The organism is Cobetia marina, from assembly GCF_001720485.1.
In the GTDB taxonomy this organism is placed as follows: Bacteria; Pseudomonadota; Gammaproteobacteria; order Pseudomonadales; family Halomonadaceae; genus Cobetia; species Cobetia marina.
The window spans coordinates 3,418,307-3,438,196 of the sequence record NZ_CP017114.1 but is presented as its reverse complement, the minus strand read 5'-3'; the positions used below and the strand labels follow the sequence as shown (position 1 = coordinate 3,438,196).

Genomic DNA, 19,890 nt, shown 5'->3' with positions numbered 1-19,890 from the left:
CGTCACGAGTTGCTGCTGCACATGGCATTGTTACGACTGGAAAATCTACAGCTGGCCTATGGCCATCACGTTCTGCTCAATGGGGCGGATCTTGTCGTCGAGCGCGGCGAGCGCCTGGCGCTCGTCGGCCGCAATGGTACCGGCAAGTCGACCCTGCTCAAGCTGATCACCGGCGAGTTCCAGGCCGATGCCGGTGAGCTGTGGAAGGCGCCGGGCCTCAAGATCGGTGTGCTCTCCCAGGATCTGCCGGCGGCGGAAGGTCGCACGATCTTCGATATCGTTGCCGAAGGCCTGCCGCAGGCAGGTGCGCTGCTGGCGGAATACCATCACCTGATCAGTGATCCGGAACCGGACCTCAAGCGTCTCGAGCACGTGCAGGTCGCGCTGGAAAGCGTCGATGGCTGGCAGTTCCAGCAGCGTATCGATACCGTGCTGACCCGCCTGGGCCTGCCGGAAGACACCATGATGGAAGATCTCTCCGGTGGCTGGCGTCGGCGTGTCGCGCTGGCGCGTGCGCTGGTATCCGACCCGGACCTGCTGCTGCTCGATGAGCCGACCAACCATCTGGATCTCGATACCATCGCCTGGCTGGAAGAGCAGGTCGCGGCCTTCTCCGGCGCCGTGCTGTTCATCACCCACGACAGGGCCTTCCTCAAGCGCCTGGCGACCCAGATTCTGGAGCTGGACCGTGGCCGCCTCGGCCGTTATCCGGGCGATTACGCGGCCTATCAGGCCCAGAAGCAGCACGAGATGGATGTCGAGGCCAAGGAAAACGCCGAATTCGACAAGAAACTGGCCCAGGAAGAGACCTGGATCCGCCAGGGCATCAAGGCGCGCCGCACCCGTAACGAAGGTCGCGTGCGCGCGCTGGAGAAGATGCGTGATGAGCGTGGACAGCGTCGTGAGGTGCAGGGCCGTGCGCGTATCGCCGTCGATTCTGCCGAGCGCAGCGGCAAGCGCGTCGTGGAGCTGGAAAATGTCAGCTATCGCTACGACGAGGCGCAGGGCAAGTGGGTCATCCGTGACCTGAGCGTCGAGATCCAGCGCGGCGACAAGGTCGGCCTGCTGGGGCGCAACGGCGCGGGCAAGACGACGCTGCTGCATATCCTGCTGGGTCAGCTCGAGGCCAGTGAAGGCAAGCGCATCGAAGGCACCAAGCTTCAGATCGCCTACTTCGATCAGCTGCGCAAGGGCCTGGACATGGAAGCCACCGTCTACGACAACGTGGCGCGCGGCAGCGACCGTGTCACGGTCGGCGGGCGTGACATGCACGTGATGAGCTACCTGCAGAACTTCCTGTTCACGCCGGACCGCGCGCGTCAGCCGGTGCGTTCGCTGTCAGGGGGCGAGTCCAATCGCCTGCTGCTGGCGCGTCTGTTCACCATGCCGGCCAACGTGCTGGTGCTGGATGAGCCGACCAACGACCTGGATGTCGAGACGCTGGAGCTGCTCGAGGAGCTGCTGCTCGACTTCGACGGTACCGTGCTGCTGGTCTCCCACGACCGTGCCTTCATGGACAACGTGGTCACCAATATCCTGGCCTTTGAGGGCGACGGGATCGTCAAGCCGTATGTCGGGGGCTACAGCGATTGGATACGTCAGGGCGGGCATCTGCCGCCGGCACCGTGGGAAGTCGAGCGTGAGCGCGAGGAAAAGCACCGTCGTGAGGCGCAGGCCGAGGATGAGCGTCGCAAGCGTGAGGCCGCCCAGGCGCAGCAGGCCCCCAAGAAGGTCAAGCTGCCCTACAAGTTCCAGCGCGAGCTGGATCTGATTCCGGCGACCATCGAGACGCTGGAAGCGGAGATCGCGACGCTGGAAGCCGAGATCGCGGCGCCCGAGTTCTACACGGGGGATGCCAAGGCCGTGAAGACGACGCTCGAGAAGCTCAGCCACAAGCAGCAGGTGCTGGAAGAGACGATGGAGCGCTGGATGGAGCTTGAGGCCATGCAGGAAGGCTGAGTCTCTTCTCTCGTCTCCCCGGGTGCTGAATGACACGAGGGCAGCCATTGGCTGCCCTCGTGTCATCTCGGCTCACTGACCGCCGGCGTCATTCTTCGCTGTCATCTGCCCCCACTCGGACGGCCAGCACATCACACCGGGCACCATGCAGGACACCAGTGGAGGTGGAGCCCAGCAGCAGGGCGAAGCCATGGCGACCATGTGAGCCGACCACGATCAGATCCACGTCATGTTCCGCGGCAAAGCGATGAATCTCGCTGTCCGGCATGCCGACCACGACATGCTGATCTTCAGGCGCGATACCGTGTGGCGTGGCGATATCCCCCAGTCGCTCACGGGCATGGGAATCCAGCTGATCCTGAATGCTGGTCAGATCCATCGGGATGTCCCCGCCATAGGCAAAGCCCAGTGGCTCGAGGGTATGCATGATGGACACCTTGGCACCATTGCGCTTGGCGATGGGCAGTGCGCGTTCCAGTACCAGGTGGGAATCCTTGGTCAGATCGACAGCGACCAGTACATGCTTGTATTCGTTGCTCATCCTGAATTCCTCCCGTAGAGGTGGGCCATTCGAGTGGCGTCGTGCACCTGCTTCCATGCTAGGCTTGCCGACCCCCGGAAGACAATGACTTGCATCAACGTATTGCCAGTGCGCCAGGCGCAACCCCCCGTACGCGGTTGGATGGCTCGGGCTCTGGGCACGTTTCTGGTTGTCCGCACGGCGGCGTTTTCCGCAGTCGTTCGATGATGACGCGAATTTCTTACTGACACTTCCTGGCAGGACATTTCATGACGACAGCTCTGATCATCATTTTCGTGGTGCTGGCGATGTTGTCGCCGCTGACATGGTTACGCCCCAGCAAGCGTGAGACACGCACGTCACTGGTGCGCAAGGCCGTGATCGCGGACGGCATGCGGGTTGACCTGAAGGCAGCACCGCTTTCGGATGCCCCCAAGGGGATCGTCGGCTATCGTCGTCCCTGGCCCACCGAGCGCGATGTCACTCCCTTCATCCTCGTCCACGACGAGTGGGCCAGCGATGCACTGCGTGAGGCCGTGCCCGGATATCGTTGGCGTGAAGAGAGTCGCCTGGCGGAGGACCCCGACTTCGCGGCCGCTCTGGAACATCTCACGCGGGCGTTGCCGGAGGATGCCCTGATGCTGGAGTCCTCACTGTCCGGCTTGACGCTGTGGTGGGGGGAGAGCCTGGCACTGGAAGACTGCGAGGCGTGGCGCCGGGAGTTCGAGGCACTGCATGCCCTGTTGATCGCCAAGGCCCCCATTGCCCATCGCCGCCGTCCGTTGGTGGGGACAGAGCCCAGAATGCCGGGCGGGTGAGCGTGATATTTCGGGCCGCCCTCGGCCGCGAGCAGGGCCGGCGCGTGACCTGAGCTTGCCTTGAACGTCTTGCAAAAAAGCCCCCGTCGAGTCACTCGATGGGGGCTTTTTCCTTTCCAGCTGGCGTATCCGGACACGCTCGCTCAGGCGCTTTCCGGCACCTTCTCGGAGATTTCCAGGCCATTGCGTTCCATGACGCGCAGGCATTCGCAGAATTGGTCGACCTGCTCCGGCGTGAGCCCCTCGAGCATCTCGATGCGGGTCTGCTCGGCGATGGCATCGATCTTCTCGATCAGCGGCAGTGCCTTGTGTGTCAGGAAGATGCGCTTGGTGCGGCGGTCTTCCTCACAGGCGCGGCGTTCCACCAGTCCCTGCTCGCTGAGCTGATCCAGCGTGCGTACCAGAGACGGTGCCTCAATGCCGATGGAGCGTGCCAGATCACATTGTGGCTGGCCGTCTCCGAGTCGCCACAGGTGTACCAGCGTCATCCAGCGGGTTTGTGTCAGCCCAAGCGGGGACAGTCGCTGGTCCAGGATGGCGCGCCATAGGCGCGGCAGGCGGGAAAGCTTTAGCCCGATATCTTCATGCATGGGTATGTCGTCCACAGAGTGCAAAGGATGAGTGGGCTTTTATCCTGGCACCCCTCGGTGCCGCCCTTGTCCTCAGCATGCTAGGCAGCCTGGATAATTACAAGCCTGCGAACGAATTTTACGCCCAAGGTCGAGTAACCGAGGGTTCACGCTTCAGGGTCACTCACGTCGCGAAGCGTTACAGGCCCGGAATCAGGTTGGTGATCCGCCAGCCGGGGATGCCCGCCGGCCGTGCCAGGCTGCTGTCCGCGAAGGTGGCTACCTGCGGATCATCACTGACGAGGAAGCGCAGACTGCCGATGCGTTGCCCGTTCATGGTCTCGACATCGATTTCCCATTCCCCCTCGCTGCCCTTGGGGAAGGCCGTCTTGTGTGTCCATGCCCGATAACCTTCCTTGCGACCGCCGTTGATGTTCAAGGCGATGCGATCCACCACTTCTCCGTCATGTCGCCAGACGTGATAGACCTTCTCCGACAACCCGCGTGGGGCGCGAATGGCCGTGTAGGCGTAGAGGCCTCTGGCGGAGAGTTGCGCTGGGGTCAGATGCATCTCGCCCCGCGGTGTCCGCGCCGCGGTGTCGAAGTCCGGCGAGAGGCTGCTGGCGTTGATCCAGAGCGTGGCAGGCGGAATCCAGGCGCGTGCCCCCCATGCGCCCACCCCCAGCATCACGCTGATGCCGATCATCGCCAGGCCACCGACCAGCCCGCGGGCAATCCGCAGGTTGGCGACACTGGGCAGCGCGAACAGGCTCATCGCGGCACACGCAGCCAACAGACTCTCGCCGGTGGTCAGTTCCAGCAGCAGGGGCAGGGTGACCAGTACCACGACGAATACGCACAGGGCGTGGAAGCCGAAGTACAGCCAGCGATGGCGCTCGGCCAGTCGGTAGTAGAAGGGGTCGAGTATCGACAGCAGAGTCGCGCCGCACAGCAGCAAGGTGAAGCCTGCCTGGCCACTGGCCCAGTCGGTCGTCGCCAGAAAGAACGGCAACGTGAAGCACAGGGTCTCCTGCTGGATCAGCTGCGCCACGAAGGTGGCCAGCTTGCGGGGCAGGGCATTCTGGCCGCGATGACGGCGCAGACGGCTCCACAGGCCTTCGGCGATCAGGATCAACCAGGCCAGCATCATGCCCAGCGCCAGCATGCCACCCAGCCATTGCTGACGATTGACGAGGAAGAAACTGCAGATGCCCGCAGCGAAGCCGATGGGAGGCCATAGCCAGTGCCAGCGCTTGGTGCGTTCGACGATGCCGGTCAGGCGCAGATACAGGGCGGTGAGAGTGCTGCTCATGAAAGCATGATATCGGTGTGGCCTTTGAGAGCCTGCTGGAGGGCAAGGATATGCCGCTGCCAGCCTGCGTGTCGGGAAAGCGCCAAGAGTAACGCGACTGCCTTTCCGGGTGTAGCGTCGATCTTTGCCCACACCCGCTGTCGATGTCAGGCGCCAGAGACAGGAACCGGCATGGAGACAGCCCCGGACCCCCGACCTTTCGCTAATGTCCGCAGGCTTGATCTTTGCCCGTCTCTGGCCCAAGCTGGCTGTATTCAAACGCTTGTATGAAGCGCTGTGGCGAGAGATGACTCTCCTGCGGCGCCTCTGGAAGCTTCGAGTCCGGCGAGGCCGGTTGCCAGCGCACCCATGGCAGAGACCATCCTGCGCCTGACAGCCCCTTCACCCCTTTCTCTTGTGGAGATCCGTGGATGATCTATTCAGGCAAAACGCTATCCGTCGAGGCCAATCAGGACGCCATCGCCCTGTTGACCCTCGATCTTGAAGGCGAATCGGTCAACAAGCTGGCCAGCTACGTACTCAAGGAGCTGGGGGAGGCGGTGGAGGCCATCAAGGCGACGGCCGACCTGAAGGGGCTGGTCATCCGCTCCGCCAAGGAAGCGTTCGTGGTCGGTGCCGATATCACCGAGTTCCATCAGATGTTCGAGAAGGATGAAGCCTTCCTCATCGACATGAACATGACCGTCCATGGCATCTTCAATGCCATCGAGGACCTGCCGTTCCCCACCGTCACCGCCATCAATGGGCTGGCGCTGGGCGGTGGCTGCGAGATCACCCTGACCACCGACTTCCGCGTCATGGCGGACAGCGCGAAGATCGGCCTGCCGGAGACCAAGCTCGGCATCATTCCGGGCTGGGCGGGCTGCGTACGTCTGCCGCGCCTGATCGGGGCGGACAATGCCATCGAATGGATCTGTGGGGGCACCGAGAATCGCGCCGACAAGGCCCTGGCAGTCGGCGCCGTCGATGCCGTGCTGCCGGTGGCCGAGCTGGACGCGGCGGCACTCGACATTCTGGCGCGCGCCAATGCGGGTGAGCTGGACTACATGGCACGGCGTCTCGAGAAGACCTCGCCGCTCAAGCTCAATGCCATCGAGCAGATGATGGCCTTCGAGACCGCCAAGGGCTTCGTGGCAGGCAAGGCCGGCCCGCACTATCCGGCGCCGGTGGAGGCCATCAAGGTCATCCAGAAGGGCGCGGGCGAATCGCGTGAGCGTGCCCAGGCCATCGAGGCCAAGACCTTCGCCCGGATGGCGCTGACCGACGTGGCCTTCAATCTGGTCGGCCTGTTCATGAACGATCAGGTGGTCAAGAAGAAAGCCAAGGGATACGAGAAGCAGGCGAGCAAGATCCAGCAGGCTGCCGTACTGGGTGCCGGCATCATGGGCGGTGGCATCGCCTATCAGAGCGCCAGCAAGGGCACGCCGATCCTGATGAAGGACATCAATGGCGAGGCCATCGAGCTTGGCCTGAAGGAAGCGCGCAAGCTGTTCGGCAAGGGCGTCGAGCGCGGCAAGCTGACCACCGAGAAGATGGCGCAGGGGCTGTCCAACATTCGCCCGACGCTGTCCTATGGCGATTTCGGCAACGTGGATCTGGTCGTCGAGGCGGTGGTCGAGAACCCCAAGGTCAAGGCGTCGGTGCTGGCCGAGCTCGAGGACAACGTGGCGGATACCACCATCCTGACGTCCAATACCTCGACCATTTCCATCACGCGTCTGGCGGAATCACTCAAGCGTCCCGAGAACTTCTGCGGCATGCACTTCTTCAACCCGGTGCATCGCATGCCGCTGGTGGAAGTCATCCGTGGCGAGAAATCCAGCGACGCGGCGATCGCCGCGACCGTCGCCTACGCCCGTCAGATGGGCAAGACACCGATCGTCGTCAACGACTGCCCGGGGTTCCTGGTCAACCGCGTGCTGTTCCCCTACTTCGGTGGCTTCAGCCTGCTGGTCGAGAAGGGCGCCGACTATCAGCGCGTCGACAAGGTGATGGAGAAGTTCGGCTGGCCGATGGGCCCGGCCTACCTGCTGGATGTGGTCGGCATGGACACTGCGGTCCACGCCAATGCGGTGATGGCCGAAGGCTTCCCGGATCGCATGGCGCGTGAGGGCAAGACCGCCATTCAGGTGATGTACGACAACAAGCGACTGGGTCAGAAGAACGACCTGGGCTTCTATCGCTATGAGGAAGACCGCAAGGGCAAGCCGAAAAAGCTGCCTGATGAAGCGGCGCAGGCACTGGTCAGTGAAGTGGTCAGCGAGACGCGCGAATTCTCCGATGACGACATCATCGCGCGCATGATGGTGCCGCTGTGCATGGAAACCATCCGGTGTCTGGAAGATGACATTGTCGGTACGCCGGCCGAGGCGGACATGGCCTTGATCTACGGCATCGGTTTCCCGCCGTTCCGTGGTGGCGCACTGCGCTACGTCGATGCCATGGGCGTGGCAGAGTTCGTCGCGCTGGCCGACAGCCTGGCCGATGAGCTGGGGCCGCTGTATCGCCCGACCGAGGCACTGCGTGAGCGCGCCAAGCGCGGCGACGCCTTCTACGCCTGAGCCTCTGATTGCTGAGCACACCCAAGTGGGGCCAGCACTATCCGACCAGAATTTTCGGCTCTCGCGACAGCGAGGGCCATGAGGGAGCCAGACAATGAATCTGAATTCGAGAGATGTGGTAATCGTCGATGGCGTGCGCACTGCCATGGCCAAGGCCAAGAATGGGGCCTTCCGCCACGTGCGCGCCGAGAACCTGTCCGCCGCGGTGATGCAGGCGCTGTTCGACCGCAACCCCGGCCTGGTGCCGGCAGAGGTCGATGACGTCATCTGGGGCTGCGTCAACCAGACCCTGGAACAGGCCATGAACATCGCGCGCAATGCCGCCATCATGACCGGCATCCCGCGCAGCGTGCCGGCGCAGACGGTCAACCGGCTGTGTGGCTCCTCGATGAGCGCGCTGCATATCGCCACCGCCAACATCAAGGCCGGCATGGGCGACTTCTACATCATCGGGGGTGTCGAGCACATGGAGCACGTGCCGATGGCGCATGGGGTCGACGTCAACCCGGCGGCCAGCAAGCACGCGGCCAAGGCCGCGATGATGATGGGCCTGACCGCGGAACTGCTCGGCAAGATGCACGGCGTGAGTCGTGAGCAGCAGGATGAGTTCGGCGTGCGCTCTCACCAGCGTGCCCAGGCGGCCGCCGATGAAGGCCGTTTCGATGACGAGATCATCGGCGTCGAGGGCCATGATGCCGAGGGGCGTCGCGTGATGGTGACCCGTGATGAGGTCATCCGTGGCGATGCCAGCATGGAATCGATGGGCAACCTCAAGCCGGTGTTCGATCCCAAGGGCGGCACCGTGACGGCGGGTACCTCCTCCGCACTTTCCGTGGGTGCCTCGGGCATGGCGGTGATGAGTGCCGAGCGCGCCGAAGCGCTGGGTCTCAAGCCCATCGCCCGCGTACTGTCCACCGGTGTGGCCGGGTGCGATGCCTCCATCATGGGCTATGGACCAGTGCCGGCCTCCAAGCAGGCACTCAAGGCAGCGGGGCTGACCATCGACGATATCCAGACCGTCGAGCTCAATGAGGCCTTCGCGGCGCAATCGATTCCTGTGCTCAAGGACCTCGGCCTGCTGGAGCGCGCCGACACGGCGGTCAACCTCAACGGCGGCGCCATCGCGCTGGGGCATCCGCTGGGCTGTTCCGGCTCGCGTATCTGCACCACCTTGCTCAACGTCATGAAGCAGCAGAACACGCGCCTGGGGCTGGCGACCATGTGCATCGGCATGGGCCAGGGCGTCGCGACGGTCTTCGAGCGACTCGACTGAACGTCAGCGGCTTCGGTCAGCGCCTTTCGTCAGCGATCAGGCCTCGCTGATACCTCAAGCGGCATGTCTTCGGACATGCCGCTTTTTCGTCGGCAGGCTTTTGTCTGGAAACGAGAAGGGCGGCGCAGTATCGTGGCAGTGGGCGATTAAGCGTGACGTCGCCCCGGGCTTGATGATCGAGGTTACGCGAGGGAGTCGCATCGATGGATTGGAACCATGTCGAGCAGGATCTGCCGTGTGCGGCACCGCCACGCCCCCTGCCGCATCCCCTGACGTTCCGGCTGCCTCCGGGCAGCATTGATTGCCACCTTCATGTGTTCGGCGATCCGGTGCGTTATCCGCTGGCGGAAGACAGGACCTACAACCCTGCCGAATTCGGGCTCAAGGACGCGCTGGAAATGCACCACGCGCTTGGCGCCCGTCATGGCGTCCTGATCCAGCCAAGTGTCTATGGCTATGACAATCGCCTGCTGTGCGACAGCCTCGAGAACTGTCGTGAGCGCGGGCTGGATTATCGTGGCATCGCCGTGGTCTCGCCCGAGATCAGTGATGCAGAGCTTGAGCGGCTCTCCAGGCTGGGCGTCTGTGGGGTGCGCCTCAATCTGATCTTCTCCGGCGGGCTGCGCTGGCGTGATGTCGTGCTGCTGGCGGACCGTCTGGCCCGCTTCGACTGGCATCTGGAATGCCTGATCGATGTCTCGACCTTCCGTGACATGGAGGCACGGCTCGGCAGTCTGCCGGTGCCGGTGGTGATCGACCACATGGGCCACCTCGCGGCTTCACGGGGGCCGGAATGTCCCGGTTTCACCGCGCTGTGTCGGATGCTCAAGCAGGGACGTACCTGGGCCAAGCTGTCGGCGCCATATCGACTCACCACCCGGGGACGCCTGCCGTATTCCGATGTCACGGCACTGGCGCGGGCACTGGTTTCCGCCAATCCCGAACGCGTGGTGTGGGGCAGTGACTGGCCGCATCCGCATATCGGGGTCGAGATGCCGGAGGAGGACACGCTGGCGGAATTGATGCAGCGCTGGCTGCCGGAGCGCGAGATGCGCGAGAAGATCTTCCGCGACAATCCACGCAAGCTCTATGGATATCCCGCCTTCGTGAAGTCGAAGGTCGAGGAGGCGCACTGAGCGCGGATCGAGCGCCCACGTGAGTCACAGGGGCGTGCCGCAATGACAGAAGCCCCCGTCAGTGAACTGGCGGGGGCTTCTGTCATGGCTACAGCGTCTTGAACGCCACACGCGTGCCATGGGCCAGCAGGCTGGCATTGTCGACCGGAGTGGTGGGGAGGCCGATCATCTCATCCTGCACTTCCGCCCAGGTCTGCACGCCATGCGTCAGCCCCAGCGGCAGCAACAGGCGACTGATCCACTGCGTGCCGGTGAAGCGCAGGGACTGGCCGTCTTCATCGACCAGACGACTGATGCCGTCGGCATGATGCAGGCGCACCAGATACAGCCCCTGATCCAGCGTCTGGATCTCCACGGTCAGCGTGTTGCCTTCGGCGAGCCATCGACGCAGGGTCTCGACACTGACGCCTTCGCCAAGCAACGGGGGTGTCATCTGCATGGGATCTCCCTCGTGTCAGAGGCACGTCGGACCGTGCCAGGATCACCCCACCTTGTAGGCATGAGGCAGTTCGGCCAGCGGGCCGCGTCCACCGGCGAGCGTCAGGGCGAGATCCACCATCCCGTCCCAGATAGGCAGCGTCATTCCGCCCTTGATCGCCATGTCGAGTCGCTGCGAGAACAGCAGCAGCTTGTGCAGACGCTTGTGGGGCAGACGATTGAGCGCCTGTTGATAGAAGGGACGTCGCTTGTCGAAGATCATCGGTTTCTGCGCCTTGCAGGCATGCTCGAAGCTTTGGCCTTGATCGAGGTGCTGACGCAGCGAGAGCAGGGTGCGCAGCTCGCGCGTCAAGGCCCACAGGATCACCGGCGGCTCGACCCCTTCTCCCCGCAGACCCAGCACGATACGCCCGCTGCGCTCGATCTCGCCCTTCAGGCAGGCATCCGCCAGCGTGAAGACATCATAGCGGGCATTGTCCTCGACCCCCTGGGCGATGGCATTGCCATCCAGGCGTGCGCCCGGCGGGTGCAGCAGCGCCAGCTTCTGCAGCTCCTGGTCCGCGGCCAGCAGATTGCCTTCGATGCGCTCGGCCAGCAGCCGGGCGGCGTCCTGATTCAGTTCCAGGCCATGCAGGCGGGCGCGATCACGAATCCAGAAGCCGAGGCGGGAATGATCCACCGGCCAGACCGCGATGAACACTCCCACCTTCTCGAGCGCCTTGAACCACGCCGTCTGCTGCACCTTGCGGTCGAGGCGTGCGGCGGTGATCAGCAGGATGTCGCCATCCTTCTCGATGCGCTCGGCATAGGCCTTGAGCACCTTGCTGCCTTCCTGGCCGGCGCTCTGGGTGCCCAGGCGCAGCTCGATCAGCTTGCGCGAGGCGAACAGTGACATGCTGGCGGCAGATTCGGTCAGACGGCCCCACTGGAAACCGTTCTCGACGTGAAGGACTTCCCGCTCCTCGACGCCGGCCGCACGCGCCGCGCGCCGGATGGCGTCGCAGCTTTCCTGATGGATAAGAGGCTCGTCGCCCGCCACGATATAGACCGGAGACAGGCGCTTGTTGAGTTGCTCTTCCAGCTTGTCGGGATAGACCTTCATGAGTGTCCTTCGATCCTGCACGGGAGAAAGCGGTGACGCTGGATGGCGGCAGACGCACACGGCTCCGCGGTGGTCGGTTGCCCGATAGCGCGGAGCCGTGATGGTGGTGCGGTCTACTGGTGAGCGTCTCGCCAGGTCAGAGAGTTCAGGGGGTGATGGCGCGCAGGCGGTCCATCAGCTGACGACTCAGCTCACGATCATTCTGCTCACCGGCACGTTCACGCACGTCATCGGTGTTGAGCAGGTTGTCGTCGTTGGTGTAGTAGTCGCTGCTGGCTTCCAGCTCCTGCTGGTTGGCCAGGTAGGCACCGTCCGACTTGCGTTGCAGCGAGTAGACGACACGATAGGTCAGCTCGCGCTTGATGCTGCCTGCATCACCAAAGGTGATCTGATGGACGTCTTCATTCAGCTTGCCCAGATTCAGGCGCAGTGGTGCATCATCGCTCAGGCGGATGTCGGCCTGCTTGAGCGCTTCGCGCAGCGCGTCGTGGGTATCGGTGTTCGGTGCCTGGACATCGAGTTCGGTGATGGCCATCGGCGTGGCGTCGTAATCGCGCAGCTGGAAGCCACAGCCGCTCAACGTCAGCGCGACGCCGACGCCAATGGCCGCCATCAGGCGGCGAGGAGCCGACCGGCGCGGGGCAGCTGACGCTGCGGTCTCGCCGGGGCTGCGTGATGCGTCCACTGATGCACTGTTGGAATTCGCCTGCGTCACCGTGACCTCCTGTCATGAACGAGTGTCATGAATGTCCTGCGAGAGCGCTGCATGCTCCGGAGATTCCCGCAAGTCATGCCGCGCACGAAATTTGGCTGCCAGCCATCCGCAAGAGGATGCGGATGGCTGGCAGGAGCCCGACGCGCCAAGGCGCCGGGTGCGGGGCGTGCCCCGGTATCGCCTCAGTTGGCGACGATGTTGACCAGCTTGCCCGGTACCACGATGACCTTGCGCACCGTCTTGCCATCGGTGTGCTTGGTGACGTTGGCATCTGCCAGGGCAGCAGCCTCGATGGCATCACGGTCGGCATCGGCGGCGAAGGACAGACGCGCCCGCAGCTTGCCGTTGACCTGCACGACCAGCTCGATGCTGTCCTTCTTCATCGCATCCCTGTCCGCGACCGGCCAGCTGGCGTCGATCACGGCTTCCTCGTGGCCCAGTGTCGCCCACAGCGAGTGGCTGGCATGCGGGATGATCGGTGACAGCAACAGCACGCAGGCCTCGACGGCTTCACGGCTGACGGCCAGGCCCTGCTCGGAGGCGTCCTCGAAGCGGCTGATGGCGTTGACCAGCTCCATCACGGCCGCGATGGCGGTGTTGAAGGTGGTACGGCGGCCGATGTCATCGCTGCACTTGGCGATGGTCTCGTGCGTCTTGCGACGCAGCGCCTTCTGGTCATCGTTCAGGCCTGCCACGTCCAACGCGGCCGGGGTGCCGGCAGCGACGTGCTCGTGAACCAGGCGCCAGACACGCTTGACGAAGCGATGCGCGCCCTCGACACCGGAATCGGACCACTCCAGCGACTGCTCGGGCGGTGCGGCAAACATCATGAACAGACGTACGGTGTCGGCGCCGAAGCGGTCGATCATCGACTGCGGGTCCACGCCGTTGTTCTTGGACTTGGACATCTTCTCGGTGCCACCGATCTCCACCGGCAGGCCATCGGACTTCAGCACGGCCTTGATGGCACGGCCCTTGTCGTCGGTCTCGACGTCCACGTCCAGCGGGTTGAACCAGTCGCGGCCGCCTTTCTCGTTGATGCGGTAGTAGGTATCCGCGACCACCATGCCCTGGGTCAGCAGCTGCTTGAACGGCTCATCGCTGTCGACCAGGCCGAAGTCCCGCATCAGCTTGTGGAAGAAGCGCGAGTAGAGCAGGTGCAGGATGGCGTGCTCGATGCCGCCGATGTAGTAGTCGACCGGCAGCCAGTAGTTGGCGCGCTCGTCCAGCATGGCCTCGGCATTGTCCGCGCAGCAGAAGCGCGCGTAGTACCAGGAGGACTCCATGAAGGTGTCGAAGGTGTCGGTCTCGCGCTGCCAGCCATCGCCCAGGTCACTGAAGGACGGCATCTTCTTGATCGGCGAACCGCCGGAGGCGTCGAATTCGACTTCCAGTGGCAGCTCGACCGGCAGCTCGTCGTCGGTCAGCGGGATGGATTCGCCATTCGGACCATTCTTGACCGGAATCGGCGCGCCCCAGTAGCGCTGACGCGAGACGCCCCAGTCGCGCAGGCGGAAGTTGGTCTTGACCTCACCACGGCCCTGCTCGACCAGACGTGCGGCGATGGCATCGAAGGCGCTCTCGAAGTCGAGCCCATTGAAGTCGCCGGAGTTGATCAGCACGCCGTGCTCGGTGAAGGCGGCGTCGCTGACGTCAGGCGCGTTGCCGTCGGCATCGGCGATCACGGCTTCGATGGGCAGGCCGTACTTGGTGGCGAATTCGTGGTCGCGCTCGTCGTGGGCCGGCACGGCCATCACGGCACCGGTGCCGTATTCCATCAGCACGAAGTTGGCGACGTAGACCGGCACTTCACGGCCCGTCAGCGGATGGATGGCCTTGAAGCCGGTATCCATGCCGCGTTTTTCCATGGTTGCCATGTCGGCTTCGCTGGTGCCGCCACGCGCGCATTCGGCGTTGAACTCGGCAAGCTCGGCATTGTGCTCTGCCGCGGCCTTGGCCAGCGGGTGAGCGGCGGCGACACCGACGTAGGTCACGCCCATCAGGGTGTCCGGACGCGTGGTGAAGACGGTCAGGGATTCCTGCACCTGGCTTGCCTCGGCATCGAGGCCGAAGCTGAGCTCGACACCCCGCGACTTGCCGATCCAGTTGCGCTGCATGGTCTTGACCTGTTCCGGCCACTCGACCTTGTCGAGGTCGGCCAGCAGCTCTTCGGCATAGTCGGTGATGCGCAGGAACCACTGCGGGATTTCCTTGCGCTCGATCAGCGCGCCGGAGCGCCAGCCACGGCCGTCGATGACCTGCTCATTGGCGAGCACGGTCTGGTCCGCCGGGTCCCAGTTGACGATGGAGCTCTTCTTGTAGACGACTCCCTTCTCGACCAGCTTGGCGAAGAACCATTGTTCCCAGCGGTAGTATTCCAGGTCACAGGTCGCGAACTCACGGCTCCAGTCGTAGGCGAAGCCCAGCGCCTTGAGCTGATCGCGCATGTAGGCGATGTTCTCGTGGGTCCACTTGCCCGGCGCGACGTTGTTCTTCATCGCGGCATTTTCCGCCGGCAGGCCGAAGGCATCCCAGCCCATCGGCTGCATCACGTTCTTGCCCTGCATGCGCTGGAAGCGCGAGATCACGTCACCGATGGTGTAGTTACGCACGTGCCCCATGTGCAGCTTGCCGCTGGGGTAGGGGAACATCGACAGGCAGTAGAACTTCTCGCGGTTGGCATCTTCCACCGCCTTGAAGCACTGATTTTTCTCCCAGTACTGCTGGGCAGCCTGTTCGATCTGGTCGGGAGCGTACTGTTGAGACGTATCCTGTGAGTCCATCGGGTCCGTTGCTACCTTGGCGTTGGCCTGTACCTGTCCAAGCGGGCAGGCAGGGCGTGAAGAGATGGGCGGTCCGCTTGGCAAGGCCGCCACTGTCAGCGATGGGGTCAAGTCTACCCCAGACGCCAGGCCTCAGGTAGGGGAGGCGACTGCCATGGCCCGCCGTGAGACCGGTCTTGACAGGGTGACGCGATATCCTGACCTGCGTCACGTCCTGCAGGCGGCCACGAGTGGGTGTGGCTTGTGAAGCAACGCCAACACCACCATGCTTGAGAGAGCGCCCCATGCCTCCCGCAGACCGGGAGACGCTGATGATACAAGGAGAGTCCATGAGCCAACCACGTGAACCCCGTGATCCGCACGATCCCGCCAGTGCCACCACGTCCTCGCATGACAGCGGCTTTGAAGATACCCCGATGCCCTCCCGCCAGCCGCAGGGCGAAGGGGAAGGACGTCTCGGCGATGCCTATGGGCGAATCCTGACGCGTCTGGAAGACAGCAGCGGCGAGTTGTCCTGGGAAGGGCTCAAGGTCGAGCTGGATGAAGCGGTGAAGTTCGAGGCCGAGGTCGAGGAGTTCACCCGCGACGAGCTGGCGCTGCTGCGTGCCTGGGTCGAGCGGGACATGCAGGAATTCCGTCGCCACCTGGCGGCCGGTGGCGAAGGGGTCGCCAGCTGGCTGGGGATTGATCTCGACGTGCTGTCGCGCAGCGTCAGTTCCGCGCTGATGTCCATCGCGGATCGCACCGTGGTGGACCGCGCGCACTTCGAGGAAGACCTCGAGGCCGCTCGCGCCGACTACACCAGTGGAGAAGTCATCGCGCCGGGGCTGCTGCACTGCGTGCATTGCGAGGCCATCACGACCTTGACGCGCCCCAGCGTACTGGAGCCCTGCCATGCCTGTGGGCACCGTTTCTTCGCACGCGGGGCGCCGCAACCCGCGCCATCAACCGATGCGGACCCCCGGGACTGATGGCGACACCGCACGACTGGTTCCTGCCAGCGCATCAGGAGTGGACGGCAGGGCATCGCGCCCGAGCCGTCCAGTGCATGATCGCGCATTTCAATCAACAGGCTCGCCCGCGTGCCGCGGGCCTCTTCAAGCAGGTGTCCTACTACCTGTTCCTGCTGGGGGATTATCGCGCTGCCGGTCAGATACTCGGCCAGGGTTGTGATGAATGCCCCGAGGATGAAGAAATCTCCCTCAATCGGGTGGTATGCCTGTCGCGGGCGGGTGATGCGTCAGGGGCCATCGCCGCTGGGCAGAGGCTGGTCGATGGAGGAAGCCGCAATCCGGTACTGTTCGATGCATTGGCCTCCTGCTGTGCACGCCTGGGGCGCCATGCTCAGGCACGTGGCTTCGGCAGTCGCGCATTGGAGCTCAAGGATGTCGCGTACGGAGACCAGCCGCTTGCCAAGGACTGGGCATTGCCCTCCAGAGCCCCATCGGCGGTGGCAGCCGGCAAGCGGCGAGTGCTGTCCTATGGTCTCTGGGGCCAGGGGCCGCGTTATCTGAATGGCATGTTGCATAACCTGTTGCTGGCACCGGTGCTCTACCCGGGCTGGCAGGTGCGGCTGTATCACGACGACAGTGTGCCAGAGGATTTTCTGGACATCGCCCGGCAGCTGGACGCCGAGCTGGTGGAACGCCCGAATACCGACTCACTCAGACAGCGGCTGTGCTGGCGATTTGCGGTCGCGGATGATCCCGGCGTTGGCTATTTCCTGGTGCGGGACTGCGACAGTGTCATCAGTCTTCGCGAGGTACGAGCCGTGCAGATGTGGCTGACATCCGGGCGTTTCTTCCATGTGATGCGGGATTGGTGGACGCATACCGATCTCGTGCTGGCGGGACTCTGGGGAGGTATCGCCGGGGTGCTGCCCTCGATGGAGGGGATGCTGGCGGACTGGAGTCCCCGGCAGGTGGAAACCCCGAACATCGATCAATGGTTTCTCAAGGAGCGCGTCTGGCGCTATCTGCGTACCAGCCTCATGAGCCATGACCGCTGTTATTCGCTGAAGGTGAACTCGCGCGCCAGCCTGGCGTTTCCCGATGATGTGCTGGGTGAGCTTCCCGCGGGCAATGCCCATGTCGGATGCGATGAATGGACGCGGGACCCGGCTTTCCAGCGTCGCCAGCTGGGGCCCTGGCTCAGGCAGGCCAGCTGGATGCAGGAGGTCACCTGAGAGCGTGAGCGTGGCAGGGTGGCATTGATGACCAGAGACACGACGGGCTGCCCATGGGCAGCCCGTCGTGTCTCTGGTCGGTGGCCTCGATGCGTCTAGCGACCCACCAGCCAGCCGATCCACTCGTGCAGTGCCCAGCGTGACTGGGTCAGCGCGGAGCTGTTGGGAATCCAGGCATCGATTCCCAGCCCGGAGACGGTGGTGTATCCCACCGGGGCCGGAATGATGGTGCGGAAGCCCTGATTCTGGAAGTTGCGCATCGCGCGCGGCATGTGCCAGGCACTGGTGACCAGCACGATCTTGTTGATGTCGTCTTCCTTGAGCATCTCGCGAGTGTAGCGCGCATTCTGCTGGGTATTCTCGCTGCGGTTCTCAAGCCAGCGCGCCGGGTAATCGAATTCATCGATCAGCGAGCGCTGCATCAGTTCCGCCAGGGTGCCATCGTCCGATGACGAGACCTTGCCGCCGGTCAGCAGGATCGGCAGCTCGGCATTGCGCGCGACCCGCACGCCTTCGTCCAGCCGGCTGAGCGTCTCGCCGTTGATCCGGTCTCGTCCCTGCAGCTCCGGCGCATTGTAGTAACGGCCACCGGACAGCACGACCACCGCCTGAGCCTGAATCCATTCCGCCGGTGCACTGGGCTGAATGCGCTCAAGCCCGGCCATCAGGCGTGTGGAGACGACCGGTGACGCCAGGAGCCACATGCCAAGAATGGCCAGTGCCATCAACGCCCGCGCCAGAGTCGGCCAGCGCTTGAGGATCAGCATGGTCAGGATCAGCAGCAGCAGCGGGCCGCCGGGTGGCAGTATCAGGTCCTTGATGATGCCGAGAAACTCGGTGAAGCCCATGATGGTCTCGCTTGTTCAGAGGCGCTGCCGAGCATCTCCCGGCAGCGGATAGGGGGAGCAGCGTATCAGCTGGACGCCTTCATGCCACGGCGTGCCGCCAGACGTTCACCGATGCCCAGCATCAGGCTCGGTGCCAGCAGCAGGCCCACCAGAATCCATATCGGCAGCAGTCCGAAGCGCATCCAGGGCGTCATGCCCAGCTGCAGGCGGATGTCGCCGGTGACGGTCGCCTCCTCGAACTGCGGGGCGCGGGCAATGATCTCCCCCTGTGGCGAGATGATCGCCGTCACCCCGTTGCTGGTCGCGCGCAGCAGGAAACGTCCGTTTTCCAGTGCGCGAATCTGTGCCATCTGCAGGTGCTGGAGTGGCCCGATGGAGTGACCGAACCAGGTGTCATTGGACACGGTCAGCAGCACGGTCGAGCTCAGCGCCCGCTGGCGAACCAGCTCCGGATAGACGATCTCGTAGCAGATGGCGACCCCGATACGCAGCCCGCTCACGAACAGCGGTTCCTGCTGACTGTCGCCTGATTGCATGCTCGACATCGGCAGGTCTAAGAAGCCGATGATGCCACGCAACCAGCTCTCCAGCGGCACATATTCTCCGAAGGGCACCAGATGTTCCTTGCGATACTGGGCCGAAGGGTCATCGATGGGGATCACGCTGTTGAAGAAGCGGTTGTCGGCGTCGCGCTCGACGATGCCGGTGATCAGCCCGGTCTTGGGAGGCAGCGTCGCCTGGATGCGTTCCAGGAAGGGTTCGGCCTGATCGCGCAGCATCGGCAGTGCGGTTTCCGGCCACACGATCAGGTCGGCATCGTCCTGCACGGCACGGGTCATCGCGGCATAGGTATTGGCCGCGCGTCGCTGGCCCTCGGCGCTCCACTTGATCAGCTGCGGCAGGTTGCCCTGCAGCAGCGCGACGCGTGCCGGCTCTCCGCCGGGATGCGTCCAGCTGGTCGGCAGCAGCAGACCCGCCCCCCATAGCACCACCAGTGGCACGAGGGTCAGCCAGCGCCGCCTGAGTGCCAGGTTCCACAGCAACGCACCGGACAGCGCGATGATCAGCGAGACGCCGTAGACCCCGAGTATCGGCACCCAATTGGCCAGCGGCGACCCCACCGCACTGTTGCCCAGCAGCAGCCACGGGAAGCCGGTGAAGGCCCAGGTGCGAAACAGCTCACTGATGACGAAGACGGCAGCGAACGACAGCACGTCCAGCTGGCGTGAGCAGAAGCGTTGCCACAGCCCCATCCACAGCATCGGGAACAGCGCCATGGTGGAGACGAACAGCATCGTCAGCAGCACGGCCAGCGGCATGCCGGTATAGCCGTAGTCATGGATCGAGACATAGACCCAGCTGGCGCCACTGCCGAACAGACCGACGCCATACCACCAGGCGCGCAGGAAGCCACCGCTCGGCATGCGCAGGGCGCCGTAGAGCAGCCCCGCACCCACCGGGCCCAGCCACCATTGCTCGAAGGGGGCGAAACTCAGGGTGATCAAGACACCGGCGATCAGAGCCAGCAGGTGGCCCAGCGCATTGCTCAACGACGACGTGCCCCTGAAGGCCGCCGGGTGAGGTGATTCGGACATGCCGCTCTCCTTGTAAAATGCCAGACACACCGTCGGGCATGTCTGGCATTGTCCTCTATCGATTCAGCCTGGCATC

16 protein-coding genes are annotated in these 19,890 nt (G+C 63.9%); 7 read left to right on the top strand and 9 right to left on the bottom strand.

The window, feature by feature from the left end:
* Nucleotides 1-21: 21 nt before the first annotated feature.
* Complete coding sequence (locus BFX80_RS14530) at nt 22-1,959, top strand: ATP-binding cassette domain-containing protein (protein ID WP_084209271.1); 1,938 nt, start codon at nt 22-24, stop codon at nt 1,957-1,959.
* Nucleotides 1,960-2,047: 88 nt separating this feature from the next.
* Here BFX80_RS14530 and BFX80_RS14525 read toward each other — a convergent pair whose 3' ends face one another.
* Nucleotides 2,048-2,500: a universal stress protein gene (locus BFX80_RS14525; protein WP_084209270.1), complete on the bottom strand. Its 453-nt coding sequence runs from the start codon at nt 2,498-2,500 to the stop codon at nt 2,048-2,050.
* Between the two features lie 248 nt (nt 2,501-2,748).
* On the opposite strand from BFX80_RS14525, the gene BFX80_RS14520 reads away from it, so the two are divergent.
* Complete coding sequence (locus BFX80_RS14520) at nt 2,749-3,297, top strand: hypothetical protein (RefSeq protein WP_084209269.1); 549 nt, start codon at nt 2,749-2,751, stop codon at nt 3,295-3,297.
* Nucleotides 3,298-3,440: 143 nt separating this feature from the next.
* Here the strand turns inward: BFX80_RS14520 and slyA are convergent, their stop codons facing one another.
* A complete protein-coding gene (gene slyA, locus BFX80_RS14515) occupies nt 3,441-3,887 on the bottom strand; it encodes a transcriptional regulator SlyA (RefSeq protein WP_077371363.1) in 447 nt (148 codons plus the stop codon).
* A gap of 178 nt (nt 3,888-4,065) precedes the next feature.
* Entirely contained in the window at nt 4,066-5,178 is a 1,113-nt protein-coding gene (locus BFX80_RS14510; RefSeq protein WP_077371366.1) for a DUF5924 family protein, read from the bottom strand.
* Nucleotides 5,179-5,588: 410 nt separating this feature from the next.
* On the opposite strand from BFX80_RS14510, the gene fadB reads away from it, so the two are divergent.
* The 3 genes from fadB to BFX80_RS14495 all read left to right on the top strand — a co-directional run bounded on the left by fadB (nt 5,589) and on the right by BFX80_RS14495 (nt 10,148).
* On the top strand, nt 5,589-7,739 hold the full coding sequence (fadB, locus tag BFX80_RS14505) for a fatty acid oxidation complex subunit alpha FadB (protein WP_077371369.1): 2,151 nt from the start codon (nt 5,589-5,591) through the stop codon (nt 7,737-7,739).
* 94 nt (nt 7,740-7,833) lie between these two features.
* Nucleotides 7,834-9,012: an acetyl-CoA C-acyltransferase FadA gene (gene fadA / locus BFX80_RS14500; RefSeq protein WP_084209268.1), complete on the top strand. Its 1,179-nt coding sequence runs from the start codon at nt 7,834-7,836 to the stop codon at nt 9,010-9,012.
* A 203-nt stretch (nt 9,013-9,215) separates the two neighbouring features.
* Nucleotides 9,216-10,148 carry an amidohydrolase family protein gene (locus BFX80_RS14495; protein WP_077371374.1) on the top strand — a complete coding sequence of 311 codons (933 nt, stop codon included), beginning with the start codon at nt 9,216-9,218 and terminating at the stop codon, nt 10,146-10,148.
* An 88-nt stretch (nt 10,149-10,236) separates the two neighbouring features.
* On the opposite strand, the gene BFX80_RS14490 is transcribed toward BFX80_RS14495, so the two are convergent.
* From BFX80_RS14490 to leuS, 4 genes are all read right to left on the bottom strand, one after another.
* Nucleotides 10,237-10,587 (bottom strand): DUF6482 family protein, encoded by a 351-nt coding sequence (locus BFX80_RS14490; protein ID WP_127736237.1) that lies wholly within the window; start codon nt 10,585-10,587, stop codon nt 10,237-10,239.
* Between the two features lie 42 nt (nt 10,588-10,629).
* Nucleotides 10,630-11,688 carry a DNA polymerase III subunit delta gene (gene holA / locus BFX80_RS14485; protein WP_077371377.1) on the bottom strand — a complete coding sequence of 353 codons (1,059 nt, stop codon included), beginning with the start codon at nt 11,686-11,688 and terminating at the stop codon, nt 10,630-10,632.
* Nucleotides 11,689-11,833: 145 nt separating this feature from the next.
* Nucleotides 11,834-12,403 carry an LPS-assembly lipoprotein LptE gene (locus BFX80_RS14480; RefSeq protein WP_084209267.1) on the bottom strand — a complete coding sequence of 190 codons (570 nt, stop codon included), beginning with the start codon at nt 12,401-12,403 and terminating at the stop codon, nt 11,834-11,836.
* A 182-nt stretch (nt 12,404-12,585) separates the two neighbouring features.
* Nucleotides 12,586-15,186 (bottom strand): leucine--tRNA ligase, encoded by a 2,601-nt coding sequence (gene leuS / locus BFX80_RS14475; protein WP_084209266.1) that lies wholly within the window; start codon nt 15,184-15,186, stop codon nt 12,586-12,588.
* Between the two features lie 416 nt (nt 15,187-15,602).
* On the opposite strand from leuS, the gene BFX80_RS14470 reads away from it, so the two are divergent.
* Entirely contained in the window at nt 15,603-16,157 is a 555-nt protein-coding gene (locus BFX80_RS14470; protein WP_084209804.1) for a zinc ribbon-containing protein, read from the top strand.
* Complete coding sequence (locus BFX80_RS14465; RefSeq protein ID WP_084209265.1) at nt 16,157-17,371, top strand: tetratricopeptide repeat protein; 1,215 nt, start codon at nt 16,157-16,159, stop codon at nt 17,369-17,371. Before BFX80_RS14470 ends, BFX80_RS14465 begins: the two co-directional genes overlap by 1 nt.
* 95 nt (nt 17,372-17,466) lie before the next feature.
* Here BFX80_RS14465 and BFX80_RS14460 read toward each other — a convergent pair whose 3' ends face one another.
* Both BFX80_RS14460 and lnt read right to left on the bottom strand, forming a co-directional pair.
* Nucleotides 17,467-18,219 (bottom strand): YdcF family protein, encoded by a 753-nt coding sequence (locus BFX80_RS14460; protein ID WP_077371390.1) that lies wholly within the window; start codon nt 18,217-18,219, stop codon nt 17,467-17,469.
* Nucleotides 18,220-18,284: 65 nt separating this feature from the next.
* Nucleotides 18,285-19,814, bottom strand: coding sequence for an apolipoprotein N-acyltransferase (gene lnt, locus BFX80_RS14455; RefSeq protein ID WP_084209264.1), 1,530 nt, complete (start codon nt 19,812-19,814; stop codon nt 18,285-18,287).
* Nucleotides 19,815-19,890: the final 76 nt, after the last annotated feature.